This window comes from Synergistaceae bacterium, assembly GCA_031267575.1.
Lineage (GTDB): Bacteria > Synergistota > Synergistia > Synergistales > Aminobacteriaceae > JAIRYN01.
The window spans coordinates 1-13546 of record JAIRYN010000047.1 but is presented as its reverse complement, the minus strand read 5'-3'; the positions used below and the strand labels follow the sequence as shown (position 1 = coordinate 13546).

General features: G+C 52.8%; 12 protein-coding genes. 9 read left to right on the top strand and 3 right to left on the bottom strand.

Features of this window, described 5'->3' with window-relative positions:
- Positions 1-17: 17 nt before the first annotated feature.
- Together LBJ36_06780 and LBJ36_06775 are read left to right on the top strand one after the other, a co-directional pair.
- Positions 18-2033: a urocanate hydratase gene (locus tag LBJ36_06780; protein MDR1378744.1), complete on the top strand. Its 2016-nt coding sequence runs from the start codon at positions 18-20 to the stop codon at positions 2031-2033.
- Between the two features lie 50 nt (positions 2034-2083).
- Entirely contained in the window at positions 2084-3424 is a 1341-nt protein-coding gene (locus LBJ36_06775; protein ID MDR1378743.1) for a YjiH family protein, read from the top strand.
- On the opposite strand, the gene LBJ36_06770 is transcribed toward LBJ36_06775, so the two are convergent.
- Both LBJ36_06770 and LBJ36_06765 read right to left on the bottom strand, forming a co-directional pair.
- The gene (locus tag LBJ36_06770) at positions 3417-4499 is read right to left on the bottom strand and encodes a galactose mutarotase (GenBank protein ID MDR1378742.1); all 1083 of its coding nucleotides are present in this window, start codon (positions 4497-4499) and stop codon (positions 3417-3419) included. The genes LBJ36_06775 and LBJ36_06770 overlap by 8 nt on opposite strands.
- Positions 4496-4777 (bottom strand): LacI family DNA-binding transcriptional regulator, encoded by a 282-nt coding sequence (locus tag LBJ36_06765; GenBank protein ID MDR1378741.1) that lies wholly within the window; start codon positions 4775-4777, stop codon positions 4496-4498. Before LBJ36_06765 ends, LBJ36_06770 begins: the two co-directional genes overlap by 4 nt.
- Positions 4778-5496: 719 nt before the next feature.
- Here LBJ36_06765 and LBJ36_06760 point away from each other — a divergent pair.
- From LBJ36_06760 to LBJ36_06730, 7 genes are all read left to right on the top strand, one after another.
- Positions 5497-7023: an ABC transporter substrate-binding protein gene (locus LBJ36_06760; protein MDR1378740.1), complete on the top strand. Its 1527-nt coding sequence runs from the start codon at positions 5497-5499 to the stop codon at positions 7021-7023.
- Positions 7024-7107: 84 nt separating this feature from the next.
- A complete protein-coding gene (locus LBJ36_06755) occupies positions 7108-8049 on the top strand; it encodes an ABC transporter permease (protein MDR1378739.1) in 942 nt (313 codons plus the stop codon).
- 1 nt (position 8050) lies between these two features.
- Positions 8051-8944: an ABC transporter permease gene (locus LBJ36_06750; protein MDR1378738.1), complete on the top strand. Its 894-nt coding sequence runs from the start codon at positions 8051-8053 to the stop codon at positions 8942-8944.
- A 13-nt stretch (positions 8945-8957) separates the two neighbouring features.
- Positions 8958-9995: an ABC transporter ATP-binding protein gene (locus LBJ36_06745; protein MDR1378737.1), complete on the top strand. Its 1038-nt coding sequence runs from the start codon at positions 8958-8960 to the stop codon at positions 9993-9995.
- Entirely contained in the window at positions 9996-10988 is a 993-nt protein-coding gene (locus LBJ36_06740) for an ATP-binding cassette domain-containing protein (protein MDR1378736.1), read from the top strand. It begins immediately after the preceding gene.
- Positions 10989-11087: 99 nt separating this feature from the next.
- Complete coding sequence (locus tag LBJ36_06735) at positions 11088-12386, top strand: CapA family protein (protein ID MDR1378735.1); 1299 nt, start codon at positions 11088-11090, stop codon at positions 12384-12386.
- 55 nt (positions 12387-12441) lie between these two features.
- On the top strand, positions 12442-13062 hold the full coding sequence (locus LBJ36_06730; protein ID MDR1378734.1) for a LysE family translocator: 621 nt from the start codon (positions 12442-12444) through the stop codon (positions 13060-13062).
- 57 nt (positions 13063-13119) lie between these two features.
- Here LBJ36_06730 and LBJ36_06725 read toward each other — a convergent pair.
- Positions 13120-13546, bottom strand: a 427-nt coding sequence (locus LBJ36_06725; GenBank protein MDR1378733.1) for a DUF4143 domain-containing protein, incomplete at its 5' end; no start/stop codon positions are given.

Sequence of the window (13546 nt, the reverse complement as noted above, 5' to 3'; positions counted from 1 at the left end):
GTAGCAGTTTGTCAGCGATGTTTGATTCGACGGGCAAGGCAATGGAGATCAGGTTAGATTTTTCAGGCGGCTTACCACCCAAAACGGAATTTGAGCCGGGAATCAGAAGAGCGCCAAATCGAGGACAAGTCTTGAGCAAAAAGGAAACCGTCCTCGCATTGAAAAACGCGTTACGTTACATTCCAGAAAAATTCCATAAAGAATTGGCTCCTGAATTCCTGGCGGAGTACAGAGAAAAGGGGCGAATTTATGGTTACCGTTTCCGCCCTAAAGGGCGGTTCATGGGCAGGCCCATTGACGAATATAAAGGTAAATGCCTGGAAGCCAGAGCCTTTCAGGTGATGATCGACAATAACTTGGACTTCGACGTGGCCCTTTACCCCTACGAACTCGTGACCTATGGCGAGACGGGACAAGTTTGTCAGAACTGGATGCAGTACCTTCTTATTAAAAAATATTTGGAAATCATGACGCGGGATCAGACTCTGGTCCTCCAGTCGGGACATCCGCTAGGTTTGTTCCACTCAAACCCCGGCACGCCGCGCGTTATTCTGACGAATGGGCTTATGATTGGGTTATTCGATAATCCGGTGAGTTTCGCCCGCGCCGCGGCGCTGGGAGTGGCGAACTACGGTCAGATGACGGCTGGCGGCTGGATGTACATCGGGCCGCAGGGTATCGTTCACGGAACCTACAACACGCTGTTGAACGCTGGCAGAAAGAAGTTCGATCTCCCAAAAGGAAAAGGTCTTGCCGGACACCTTTTCATTTCTTCCGGGCTTGGAGGTATGAGCGGGGCGCAGCCCAAGGCCGCCGACATTGCCGGAGCCGCCTCGATCATCGCGGACGTGGATTCGTCGAGGGTAGAGACGCGTATGAATCAAGGTTGGGTGAACAGGAAAACCGCCGATCTGGCGGAAGCCTTCAAGTGGGCCGAGGAAGCCATGAGCGCGGGCAAACCCCTTTCCATCGCCTACCACGGCAACGTCGTGGATCTCCTTCAATACGCCCTCGATCATGACAAGAAGGTAGAACTTCTTTCTGATCAGACCTCGTGCCACGCTGTTTACGACGGAGGCTACTGCCCCCAGGGGCTTACCTTCGAGGAACGCACCGAAATGTTGAGTAAAGACCCGGTTAAATTCCGTAAACTGGTGGACATCAGCCTCAAAAAACACTTTGAGGTGATCGCGGCTCTCGTTGCCAAAGGGACGTACTTCTTCGACTACGGCAACTCGTTCATGAGGGCGGTGTTCGACGCGGGAGTGAAGGAGATATCAAAAAACGGGGTTGACACCTACGAAGGATTCATTTTCCCCTCTTATGTTGAGGATATCATGGGACCGCTGCTTTTCGACTACGGCTATGGACCGTTCCGCTGGGTTTGCCTGAGCCGCGACCCCGAAGACCTCCGTAAGACGGACAAGGCGGCGATGGACTGTATCGATCCAGAGAGGCGTTTTCAAGACCACGACAACTGGGCATGGATACGCGACGCGGAAAAAAACAGGCTCGTTGTGGGCACGCAGGCCCGGATACTTTATCAAGATGAGGAAGGCCGGATACGCATCGCTTTGAAATTCAATGAGATGGTGCGGAATGGGGAGATTGGCCCCATAATGCTTGGACGGGATCATCATGACGTATCCGGTACGGACTCTCCTTACCGAGAGACCGCAAACATCAAAGACGGCAGCAACATTATGGCGGAAATGGCGTTACAGTGTTTTGCCGGGGATTGCGCAAGGGGCATGAGTCTCGTAGCGCTTCACAACGGAGGCGGCGTAGGTACGGGGAAAGCGGTCGATTGTGGATTCGGTCTTGTGCTTGATGGAAGCAGGCGAGTTGATGAAATCATCCGTTCTTCGATGAGCTGGGACGTTATCAGCGGGGTAGCACGCCGCGCCTGGGCACGGAACGAACACGCCATCGAGACGATCAAAGAATTTAACCGGAAGAGAGACGACGGGCACATTACCCTTCCGTTCATCGCGGACGAGGAATATCTCGAAAAATTGGTCGAGATTGGATAGAATGCTGAAAATGTCTCGAAGAACTTAAAGCGCTTAAGGAGGAATGTATTATGTCGGAAGACAGCATGGCGCAAAACAACACGGGGGTATACAAATTTCTGGGTTACAGCTTGTTCGGAGTGTTCATGTTTTTTTGCCCCATCACTCTCGGTGGTCGTTCGACTATTCCCGTAGATCACATTATTTCCTTTATCAACGTCAATTGGCTGGAGGGCGCGAAAATCTACATTTTGCTCGTCATGTACTGCGGCGCGGTCATCCCCTTCATCAAAAAAACGTGGAACAAGAACGCCATGACACTCTTTTTCTCCGTGGCCAAAGTCTGTGGCGCGGTCATCGGCACGATTCTGTACTTCAAGCTGTTCTCTGATCATCAATGGCTCTGGCGCCCCGACTTCGGGCCGTTTCTTTTCGACAGACTGGCCATACCTGTAGGGCTCGTCATTCCCATTGGTTCGGTTTTCTTAGCGTTTCTCGCCAACTTCGGACTGATGGAATTTACGGGAGTGCTCATGACGCCAGTGATGCGACCACTGTTTCGCACACCGGGACGTTCCGCCATCGATGCCGTGGCCTCTTTTGTGGGCAGCTACTCCATCGCGCTGATCATCACGAACAACATGTACCGCCAGGGAAAATACTCCACGCGGGAAGCCGCCATCGTCGCGACGGGTTTCTCGACTGTTTCGGCGACATTCCTCCTGGTCGTGGCCCGTACTCTGAACCTTATGGACCACTGGACGCTCTACTTTTGGGTCAGCCTTCTCGTAACATTTCTCGTGACCGCGGTCACGGCCTATATTTGGCCGCTCAGTTCGTATCCCAATACCTATTTCGAGAACAGACCGGACCCCGACCCAGACATTCAGGGTAACCGCTGGAAGCGCGCGTGGGAGGTGGGTATACAGGTTGGCGGACAGTCAGCCCCCCTCTGGAAGATGACCCTTGCCAACATCAAGGCAGGTCTGAACATGGCTTTCGCCGTCATTCCTTCGATCACCTCAGTAGGGTTGTTAGGACTTGTGCTGGCCGAGTATACGCCGATTTTCGATTGGTTCGGATATGTGTTCTATCCCTTTTTCGCGGTGTTTGGCGTCTCCGACGCGACATTGGCGGGAAAGGCGGCGGCGCTGAGTTTGCCGGAGATGTTTCTACCCGCCCTTCTGATCGCAAAAAAAACGACGCCGCTTTTGGGGTTCGTCATCGCGGTGGTAAGCATCTCCGAGATTCTTTTCTTCTCTGCGAGCATTCCCTGTCTCATGGGTACGGATATTCCGATCAAATTACGGGACATTGTTGTGATTTGGTTCGAGCGAGTGGTATTGTCCATCGTCTTAACGATCCCCATCGCCATGGCGCTGGGCTTTGCGGACGTGTTAACCGTTATCTAATCGACGCGCCTCGCTTTCCTGGGAAGAACTCGTATATGCTCGTGCTGTCGAAGGCTTTTCCGGCGTCAAAAGCGGCGCTCGGAAAAGCCGGTTTGTTAGGGGAGTCAGGGAAGTATTGCGTTTCAAGACAGAAGCCCCCTCTTTTGAGGTACTTTGCCCCGCCTTTCTCCCCAAAATCGCCTCCCATATTGTTGCCGCCATAAAACTGGACTCCTGGCAGATCGGTATAGACCTTCATCTCTATGCGGGTCGCCTCCGACCACGCGTGGGCAAACGGAACCTCAAGGGAAGGGTTTTCGATCACGAAGTTGTGATCGTACCCATTGCCCAGTCTTATTTGTTCATGCTCCGAGTCTGCGTCGCGCCCGATTCGTTTTGCTTGGGTGAAGTCGAAAGGCGTGCCCGTCACCGGCATGATTTCACCAGTGGGGATGAACTCGGCGTCGATGGCGGTGAATTGAGCGCAGGCGAGGATGAGAAACTGTTCGGCGATGGGGCCGGAATCATGTCCGCCCAGATTGAAATAGCTGTGATTTGTAAGGTTGAACACCGTCTTCTTGTCGGCCACAGCATGATAATGGATGACGACTTTATTGTCCTCGCTCAGGGAGTAGGTCACCGATATTTTTGCGTTTCCGGGCATACCTTGATCGCCGTCCAGGCTCTCCAGCCTGAATATGACAGATTGCGCGTCTCCAGGGCTGGGGCTGCAGGGGCTAGGGAAAACTTCAGCAACCCACATTCTGCGCGAGTACGGATCGTTTCCTCCGTGCAGGACATTGTCGCCCTCGTTTTTGTCGAGACAATACACCGCTCCGTCTATAATAAAGGAGGCCCCACCTATTCTATTTGCGCACCGGCCCACTGTGGCGCCGTAAAAAGAGCTGTTTCTCTCATAACCCTCGCTGGAATCGTAACCCAACAAGATATCAGTCATCCTTCCGTCGCGGTCCGGCAGAACTATGCTGATTATTGAAGCTCCGATTTCAGTAACCGAAAGCTCCACTCCGTTTTTATTGCTGAAAGTATACAACGAGGCGCCGTTGTCACCGAACGGTTTTATATTCAATTTCATAGCGTCGGCACAGCCCCCGCTAGTTTTGACCAGTTAATTTGATCAATCCAGTTAATTTGATCAATTAAAGAGAAACACCGATCATCGATTGCCACAAAAATTTTCTGGTACATCTCAGGACGTACCGCCTTCTTCTGGTTGATGACGTAAGATACAGTATTAGCCGAAACGTCGGCTTTTTCAACTACATCCTGGTCAACTACATCCTGGATAGAAACTATGATATATTCACCTGCTTCAAAAACAACATCAATTACTTCAAAAACAACATCAATCATGATGTAGATGAGTATAGGGGGAGGGTTTTGCTTTGTCAATCGTTTGACTTGATGTATTCATACCCTGCTCCAATAAAACCGCTTCTCTCAGTTTGCCCTGGTACCTGGTGGTACTGGCTTGACGATTGCTGAAAGTTGGCTATAATGCGATATAACTAACAACTTAAAGTAGCTTTTCCCTGATCTGAAGATCTCATTGTAGGCAACTTTATATTCATTTTACTCTCAAAAAATTTAAACCTCCGTGCGATGAAGAATCGCTGTAGAACTAATGGAGTAGAACTAATGGAAAGGAGGAAGATTATACATAGTATCTTAATAAGCTGTAATACATTAATATTCATATCTGGTAAACTATTACAAAGCGCTATAATATGTTATGGTAAAAATTATATTATCAAGTGACGTAGGTAACAGAGTTGTGCGTTTCGACAATAGGGAGGTGAATCGATGAAGGCAGAATTTACGATTGACTCTAGAGTCTGATGGGTGGTTTATACGCGTTCCGATAGTTACTGACGTTATAGCCTAGAACCAAGGCCGTACAGTGGCTATTGACCCGGGTATCCGAACGACGGCGCTTGTGGAATATTTCGGAATATTTTTATGAGCTTTGCGAGATTCAGCTTTTTCTTTGGCTTTATAGTCGAAGAGATACTATGCGAAATGTATCTGCTCGTTATAAGTAGGTATTAGTACGCTGAAAGGATCGGAAAGTTATGAAAAGATTTTTTAAAAGAGCGACGTTTTTGTTGGGAGCAATTGTGATTTTTGTGGTGCGCAGTGGAACGATCCCGGCTTTGGGGGCTGATGTCCGCACTCTCAACCTGAGTACCTTGGCTCCACTTACCACGATCGACCCGCACAATACTACCAACCTCCAAGATATCATCTTCCTCAAGCAAGTTTTTGAACCCCTGGTATTTCAAAACGAAGCCACCGGCGAGTACGAGCTCCGCGTCGCGGAGAGCTATAGTGTCGCTTCCGATGGTCTCGCCTATACATTTAATCTCCGCAAAGACGTCAAATTCCACAACGGTAGAGATCTCAAGGCCAGCGACGTAGTATTTTCGCTCAAGCGTGCCGCCGAAAACCCCAAGGTCAGAAACTATCTGACAACCGTTGACGATGTAACCGCCACCGATGACTATACCGTGGTCGTCAAGCTGAAACAGCCCAACTCGGCGTTCCTCAATAACCAAAATATGATTTTTATCGTGAATCAGGCCGAAGTCGAAGAGCAGGGCGAGGAGTTCGGCACGAAACTGACTTTGGCCGGAACTGGTCCCTATTTCATTACTTCCCTCAGACACGACGTCGAGTGGACTTGCGATGCTTTCCCCGCTTATTATCGGGGCGAGGCGCCTATCAAAAAACTGCGTTTCGTTCCTATCACTGACGCTTCCGCGGGGCTTATCGCTTTCGAATCCGGCGAGCTGGATTGGTACATTGCTCCCATCGCCAACTGGGACATGCTGGTCTCTAATCCGAAATACAAAACCGAGCTTGTGCCCGCCAATCACATTTCCTTCATCTGCGTAAACTACTTCAACAAACCTCTGGATGACGACAACCTGCGTAAGGCAATTGCTTATGCCATCGACAAGGACGCCATGAATATCGCTGTCTTCAACGGAAACGCGGTCAATGCCGATTTCCTGATTGGCGCTCAAAATACCGGCGCTCCCATCACAGGCATCGTTTACAACTACGATCTTGAGAGAGCCAAGGAGTACTTGGCCAAGTCCGCCTATCCAAACGGAACCCACATCGGCTCGATTAACTGTTCCGCTGGTGGCAACTACGAGAAGATGGCCGTCGTCTTGCAGGCGAATCTCGCCGAAATCGGCCTGACCTGCGACATCAACCGCCTGGAATCCGCCACAAATCTGGAGTATGCTCGTACTCAGAAGTTCAACCTCCTGACGACCGGTGGTGAAGTGGTCGGCGACTTCGATGCTTGGAGACTGTACTGTGATACCAGGGCAATTGGTGCCTACTACGTCAAGTACGAAGGTGACAAATTCGACTATAAGAAAATGGATCAACTTTGGGACGACGGTGTTTCTGTCGCGGACGTCACCAAACGTAAGGAAATTTACACTGAACTCAATGATATGATTATGGACACCGCCACTATGCTGCCTGTTTTCTATAGACCGACGCCTTTTGTCTGGACGACCGATTTGAACATTTCGAGAAACTATTCTATCTTTCCTCAATTTTATGAATGGTCCTGGCAATAAGAAATAAAATAGGCAAAACCCTCTTACATAGGGGGGTTTTGCCCCTCTCCAGCTTCAAAAACCATTGTGGATGAGGTGTGACGCTTGTATCGATTCATTTTGAAACGACTACTGATGATGATACCCATTATCATCGGCGTGTCTCTCTTGATTTTTATCATTATCGACTTGGTTCCCGGTGACCCAGGGTCTAATTTGCTGGGCCCTGGCGCCCGCCAGGAGGACATCGACTTGATGAACGCGCAACTGGGATATAACCGCCCGCTCTTGCAGCGCTATGGTATATATATGTATAACGCGATTTTCAAGTTGGATTTAGGCAAATCCTACTCTACAAAAAAAACGGTCTTCACCGAAGTGACCGACCGGCTGCCCGTTTCTTTGACGGTGGCATTCAACGCGATTATGTTCTCGCTCGTTTTCGGAGTTCCCTTGGGTGTACTGTCGGCGGTGAAGCAGAATACCCTCTTCGACCGCGTTCCCACAGGACTGGCCCTGCTTTTGGCGTCACAACCAGCGTTTTTGATTGGCCTCGTGTTGATGCTGATTTTTTCGCTCCGGCTGGGTTGGTTTCCGGTTACCGGCGTGGCGAGCTGGAAAAGTTATATCATGCCGATGATCGCTTTGGGGCTTCCTTACGGCGGCCGCCAATTGCGCTTCACGCGTTCCAGCATGTTGGAAACCATTCGCCAGGACTACGTCCGCACCGCCAAAGCCAAAGGCGCTCCGTCAAGGGTGGTTATCTGGAAACACGCCATGAAAAACGCGCTTCTCCCAGTCATCACAGTGGCGGGGAACAGCTTCGGCATCCTCATCGGCAGCGCCATCGCCACAGAAACACTGTTTGGACTTCCCGGTTTGGGGACCTTCGTCGTGATGGGGATCAAACAGAAAGACGTCCCCGTCGTCACAGGGGGAATTATTATTTTGGCCGTCATCTTTTCATTTGTCATTCTAGCGGTGGATATTTCCTACGCTTTTGTGGATCCTAGGATCCGGGCCAAGTACTCGGGGAGGAGGGGTTGAGTTGAGTTCGGACGCGCTCGGCACAACGGCGGATATTTTGGTATTCAAAAAAGGAAACCGTTGGAAAGAAGTGTGGCGCAGGCTCAAAAAAGACCGGGTGGCCATGCTGGGCTTCTTTATCATTTGCGTGGTGATCTTTTGCGCCCTAGCGGCGGACCTCATCGTCCCCTACAGCACCGCGCTCAAGATGAACATGAAGCTCAGGCTGGCGCCGCCCTCCGCCGAACACTGGTTTGGTTGCGACGGATACGGGCGTGATCTTTTGGCGCGTTGTCTTCATGGATCGAGAGTGTCTCTGCTCGTCGGATTCGCCACGTCTTTCGCTACGTTGCTGGTCGGTAGCATAATCGGCGCTCTGGTTGGGTATGTGGGGGGAAAATTGGACGATCTCGTCATGCGCGCGCTGGATATTTTTTCTTCCATTCCCGACACCCTCTTCGCCATGGCGGTTGTGGCCGCTATGGGGCCTGGAATCCTGAACATCTGCATCGCTATTTCCTTGACCAACCTTCCCGGCTTTGTGCGAATGGTGCGATCCTCGGTGCTGAACATCGCCGAGCAGGAATACATCGAAGCGTCGCGGGCGGGCGGGGCCTCCACCCTGCACATTCTCATCCGCCACGTGCTTCCCAACGCCGTGGGAACCCTCATCGTCCAGACCACCGCCAACGTGGCCTCCATGATCCTGACGGCGGCGACCCTGAGTTTCCTCGGGCTGGGCATCAACCCGCCGCAGCCGGAGTGGGGCGCTTTGGTCAGCGAAGGGAAAGAATTTTTGCGCACGGCACCCCACCTCATCCTGGTTCCCGGTTTCATGATCTGTGTCGCGTCTTTTTCCATGAGCGTCCTGGGCGACGGCTTGCGCGACGCGCTGGATCCACGTCTGCGAACATAAAGGGGCGGGAGACATGGATGAAGAAAATATGGATCAAGAAAATATGGACGGACTGACAGTCCCTCTGCTGCGGGTAAATAATTTGTCGGTGGAGTACCGCACCGACTTGGAGACGGTAAAGGCCGTCAACGGCATCACCTTTTCTCTGAAAAAAGGCGAGACTTTCGGTCTTGTGGGAGAAACCGGCGCGGGAAAGACCACGACGGCCCTCACCTGCATGAGGCTCCTTCCTGAAAACACCGGGCGTGTCACCAAGGGCGAGATCGAGTTCGAGGGCAAAAACCTGTTGGACCTGCCGGAGTCCGACATGCAAAAAATTCGAGGAGAGCGCGCGGCCATGATTTTCCAGGATCCTATGACCAGCCTGAACCCCGTCATGTCGATCAACGAGCAAATCGAAGAGGCCCTGAAATTTCACAACGAGGACAACAAGACGAAAGAACAGATACAAAAACGTGTGGACGAAGTTTTGTCGATGGTTGGGATTCCCGCTTCCCGCAAGTACGATTATCCTCATCAATTTTCTGGAGGGATGAAGCAGCGGGTGGTCATCGCCATGGCTCTGACCTGCGAGCCGGCCCTTCTCATAGCCGACGAGCCCACCACCGCCCTGGACGTCACCATCCAGGCCCAAGTCATCGAGATGATACGGGAATTGAGGAAGCGCCTGGGTACGGCTATGATCATGATTACCCACGATCTGGGCATTGTCGCTCAGACTTGCGACAACGTGGCGGTGATGTACGCCGGTAAAATCATCGAAATGGGGAGGGCGGAAGATATTTACCTTTCCGCGAACCATCATCCCTACACGGTGGGGTTGTTCGGCTCCATCCCCAATCTGCGCACCAAGGCCAAACGCCTGACGCCTATTCCGGGGCTGATGCCCGACCCCACGAATCTACCCAAAGGATGCGGCTTTTCCCCTCGTTGTCTCCAGAAAATAAGCGACTGCGACGGAGTTCCCCCCGGCGTTTACCGCAACGGAACGCACCTGATCTCCTGCCACCTCTTGGCCCGGCAAAATGACTGGCGGAAGGAGGAAGCGTAAATGGAACCTCAAGCTTCTTACGCGCCGCTGTTGGAGACACGGGGGCTCAAAAAATATTTCAAAGTCCGGGAGGGATGGCTCCACGCCGTAGACGACATCAATATCTCTATTCCTCGAAAAAAGACCCTGGGCGTGGTGGGAGAGTCGGGCTGCGGCAAGTCCACCCTGGGCCGCGCCATCATCCGCCTGATCGAGCCCACCGAGGGACAGGTGCTTTTCGACGGACAAGACGTCCTCGCGTACAGCCGTCGGGCCATGAGAGAAATGCGCAAGAAGATGCAGATCATCTTTCAAGACCCCTATTCCAGCATCGACCCTCGCATGTCCGTGGCCGAGATCGTCGCGGAGTACATGTTGATACACAAAACCTGCTCCGGCAGGACGGCCGCCTTTCAACGAGCCGCCGAGCTGATGGACACCGTGGGGCTCGCCCGGCGTTACGCCAATGTCTACCCTCACGAGCTGGACGGAGGGCGCCGCCAGCGCATCGGCATCGCCCGGGCCCTTTCTCTCGATCCCGAGTTCATCGTCTGCGACGAGCCGGTCTCCGCCTTGGACGTCTCGATTCAGGCGCAGATTCTCAACCTGCTGATGGACATTCAGGAGGACAGAGGATTGACCTACATGTTCATCACCCACGACCTTTCGGTGGTCAAACACATCTCGGACGAGATTGTCGTGATGTATCTGGGGCAGTGTGTGGAACACGCCTCCTCCGACTCCCTCTTCGAAAATCCCCTGCACCCTTACACGAAGGCGCTTTTGTCCGCGATCCCAGAGCCGGATATCTCCATGCGCGACAAGGAAATCGAGGTCATCAAAGGAGAGATCGTCAGCCCGATCAACCCTCCGCCAGGCTGCCGTTTCGCCGCGCGGTGCCGGAACGTCCAGGAGATCTGCCGGGAAAAAACGCCCCCTCTTCGACAACAAGAGAAAAAAGGCGGAAAAGAGGGAACTGAAAAGCACTTCGTGGCCTGCCATCTCTACATATAATACATAAAATATTGATGAAAGATTTTCAGAAGGGGGTTCAGGGGGACTCTGTCCCCCTGAGTTTGTCTTGAGCTTGAATGTTACGTTAGGAGGGCCATTATGACAGTGAAAATGTCTTTTACGGCGACGGGGGACATGCTGGTTCATCGCCGTCTGCCCGAAAGTTATCCGGGTTTCGACGAAATCGCGGCGGAGATCCAAAAAGGCGACATGCGTTTTTTCAACCTGGAGACCACGGTCCACGATTACGAATCTTACGGCTCTCAGTACAACGGGGGGAGCTATCTGTGCGCGCCCTACGGAATTTTGGAGGACGCGAAAAGGTTCGGCTTCAACATTTCCTCCTTCGCCAACAACCACACGATGGATTTCTCTTACGGCGGGCTGGAAAAGACCCTGGAAAACCTCGGGAAAGCGGGAATCCCCTCCGCTGGAGTGGGGCTCGACCTCCAGCGGGCGGCGGCCCCGGCCTATTTAGACTGCAGTTCCGGACGCGCCGCTCTCATCGGCGCGGTGTCCTCGTTCAACCCCGCGGCCATGGCCGGAAACGCTTCCGGCGCCATGATCGGGCGTCCCGGCGTCAACGGGCTGCGCCTGGAGACCACCCATTACATCGAGCCCCGTCACGCCCAGGCCCTTCGGGAAATCGCCGCCGGCACTCAGATAAACGCCATCAACGAACTTCTTCGCAGCGAAGGGTACAGTTCTCCGCTGCCTGACAACAGGATAGAGTTCGATACGCTGTCGTTCGAAGCCGGCGACCAGGTGGGCAAAAAATCTTCCGTGCATCCCAAGGACCTGGCGAGAATAAAAAAATCTATTTACGACGCGAGCTTGCAGGCCGATTATATCGTCGTCTCCGTCCACTGCCACGAACAGCCCGCGGCCGAGAAATTTCTCGCCCCTCCGTTCTTGGAGGAATTCGCGAGAACCTGCATCGACTACGGTGCTCATGCCATTGTCGGACACGGCCCTCACGTTCTGCGGGGCATCGAAATTTACAAGAATCGACCTATTTTTTATTCCCTGGGGGATTTTGTTCTGCAAAACGAAAACATCACGAGAGCCCCGGCGGACTACTTCGAGTTTTACGGCCTGTCGACGGACTCCACCATGCACGACCTCTACAAGGCGCGCTCCGCCGGCTTCACCCGAGGGCTGCAAACCAAACGAGAGGCCTTCGAGACGGTCATACCCTATTGGGAAATGGAGGACGGAGAGCTGACGAAGCTGACGCTCCTGGCGGCGGAGCTGGGCTTTGGTCTTCCTCGCAGCCGCAGCGGCTGGCCCGCTCCGGCAAAAGACTCCTCCATTCTGGAGCAGCTTGCCCAGCGGTCGGAAGCCTACGGCACAAAGATCGCCATTCACGGAAACCGTGCCGAAATCATGTTGCGGTAGAGGGAAAATTTCCCCCTTGCTTTTTCGATGGAGTTCAAGATCAGAAGGTGGAGACATGTTTTTTGACGGACTGCGTTTTGGGCTCCTGTTGCAGTTAGCGGTCGGGCCCGTGTGCCTAATGGTCTTCAACACGTCTGGAGTTTTCGGGTTCCGTTCGGGGGCATTGGCGGCTTTGGCCGTGACGCTGGTTGATGGATTCTATATTTTTTTGGCCGCCGTGGGTATCGCGGTTTTCTTGCAAGACGAGAAAGTCAAGAAAACTGTCCGCTATGCGGGGGCGTGCATACTGGCCGCGTTCGGACTGGACATCGTCTCGGGGGCGCTGGGAATACCGCTGCTCCCTCAAGTGTCGTTGTTCGGCGGGACCGAAGCGGAGGGTATTTTCTTAAAAGCCGTGTTGTTGACGGGTTCCAATCCTCTGACGATAGTCTTTTGGGGAGGAGTCTTTTCCGCCAACGTGGCGGCGAAAGATCTGAACGGCCGTCAGCTTTTTCGCTTCGGCATGGGATGCGCGACGGCGACTTTCGTATTTCTGAACGGTGTCGCTCTGGCGGGCAGCGTGGCAAGAACTTTTCTCCCGCGGGAAGTCATGGTTTTTCTTAATGTCGGTGTCGGACTCGTTCTCATTTTTTTCGCGCTCAAAATGGCGGGCCTGACGAAACAGACCCTCGAGTAGTGTCGCCAGGGAGTTTCTTGCAGACCTTTTCCGGCTCTCAGAAATTTTAATATAGCTTCACATGTCCCACACCGAGACAGCGCTGGCCTTTCGAGTCAGTGGGAAGGGCCTGTCAGTAAGACAGACAAGGGCGCCATAGCCCACGTTTTTGCCGAGTTTTTCCAGTACGTCGAAATTTTTAACCATGCGGCTGTCTGGAGTGGCGGTTTCCTTGATTTCCACCGGGTACAACTTGCCGTCCTGAGCTATGATGAGGTCGATTTCAACTTTGTTCGTGTCTCGGTAATAGTAGACGCTGGCTTGTTTGCCGTTATGATTGTAGGATTTCAGAATTTCGGCAACCACGAAGGTCTCGAAAATCGCTCCGCTCATAGCCCCAGCCAGCAGTTGCGCCGGAGTGTTCCAGTCCGTGAGATAGGCGGCGAGCCCAGTGTCCATAAAATACAAATTCGGACGCTTGACGATGTGCTTCAAGACGTTCTGG

Excerpts from the sequence above, each read along its gene's own strand:
- LBJ36_06780 (MDR1378744.1), top strand. The coding sequence starts at position 18 with ATGTTTGATTCGACGGGCAAGGCAATGGAGATCAGGTTAGATTTTTCA.
- LBJ36_06775 (MDR1378743.1), top strand. The coding sequence starts at position 2,084 with ATGTCGGAAGACAGCATGGCGCAAAACAACACGGGGGTATACAAATTT.
- LBJ36_06770 (MDR1378742.1), bottom strand. The coding sequence starts at position 4,499 with ATGAAATTGAATATAAAACCGTTCGGTGACAACGGCGCCTCGTTGTAT.
- LBJ36_06765 (MDR1378741.1), bottom strand. The coding sequence starts at position 4,777 with ATGATTGATGTTGTTTTTGAAGTAATTGATGTTGTTTTTGAAGCAGGT.
- LBJ36_06760 (MDR1378740.1), top strand. The coding sequence starts at position 5,497 with ATGAAAAGATTTTTTAAAAGAGCGACGTTTTTGTTGGGAGCAATTGTG.
- LBJ36_06745 (MDR1378737.1), top strand. The coding sequence starts at position 8,958 with ATGGATGAAGAAAATATGGATCAAGAAAATATGGACGGACTGACAGTC.
- LBJ36_06740 (MDR1378736.1), top strand. The coding sequence starts at position 9,996 with ATGGAACCTCAAGCTTCTTACGCGCCGCTGTTGGAGACACGGGGGCTC.
- LBJ36_06735 (MDR1378735.1), top strand. The coding sequence starts at position 11,088 with ATGACAGTGAAAATGTCTTTTACGGCGACGGGGGACATGCTGGTTCAT.
- LBJ36_06730 (MDR1378734.1), top strand. The coding sequence starts at position 12,442 with ATGTTTTTTGACGGACTGCGTTTTGGGCTCCTGTTGCAGTTAGCGGTC.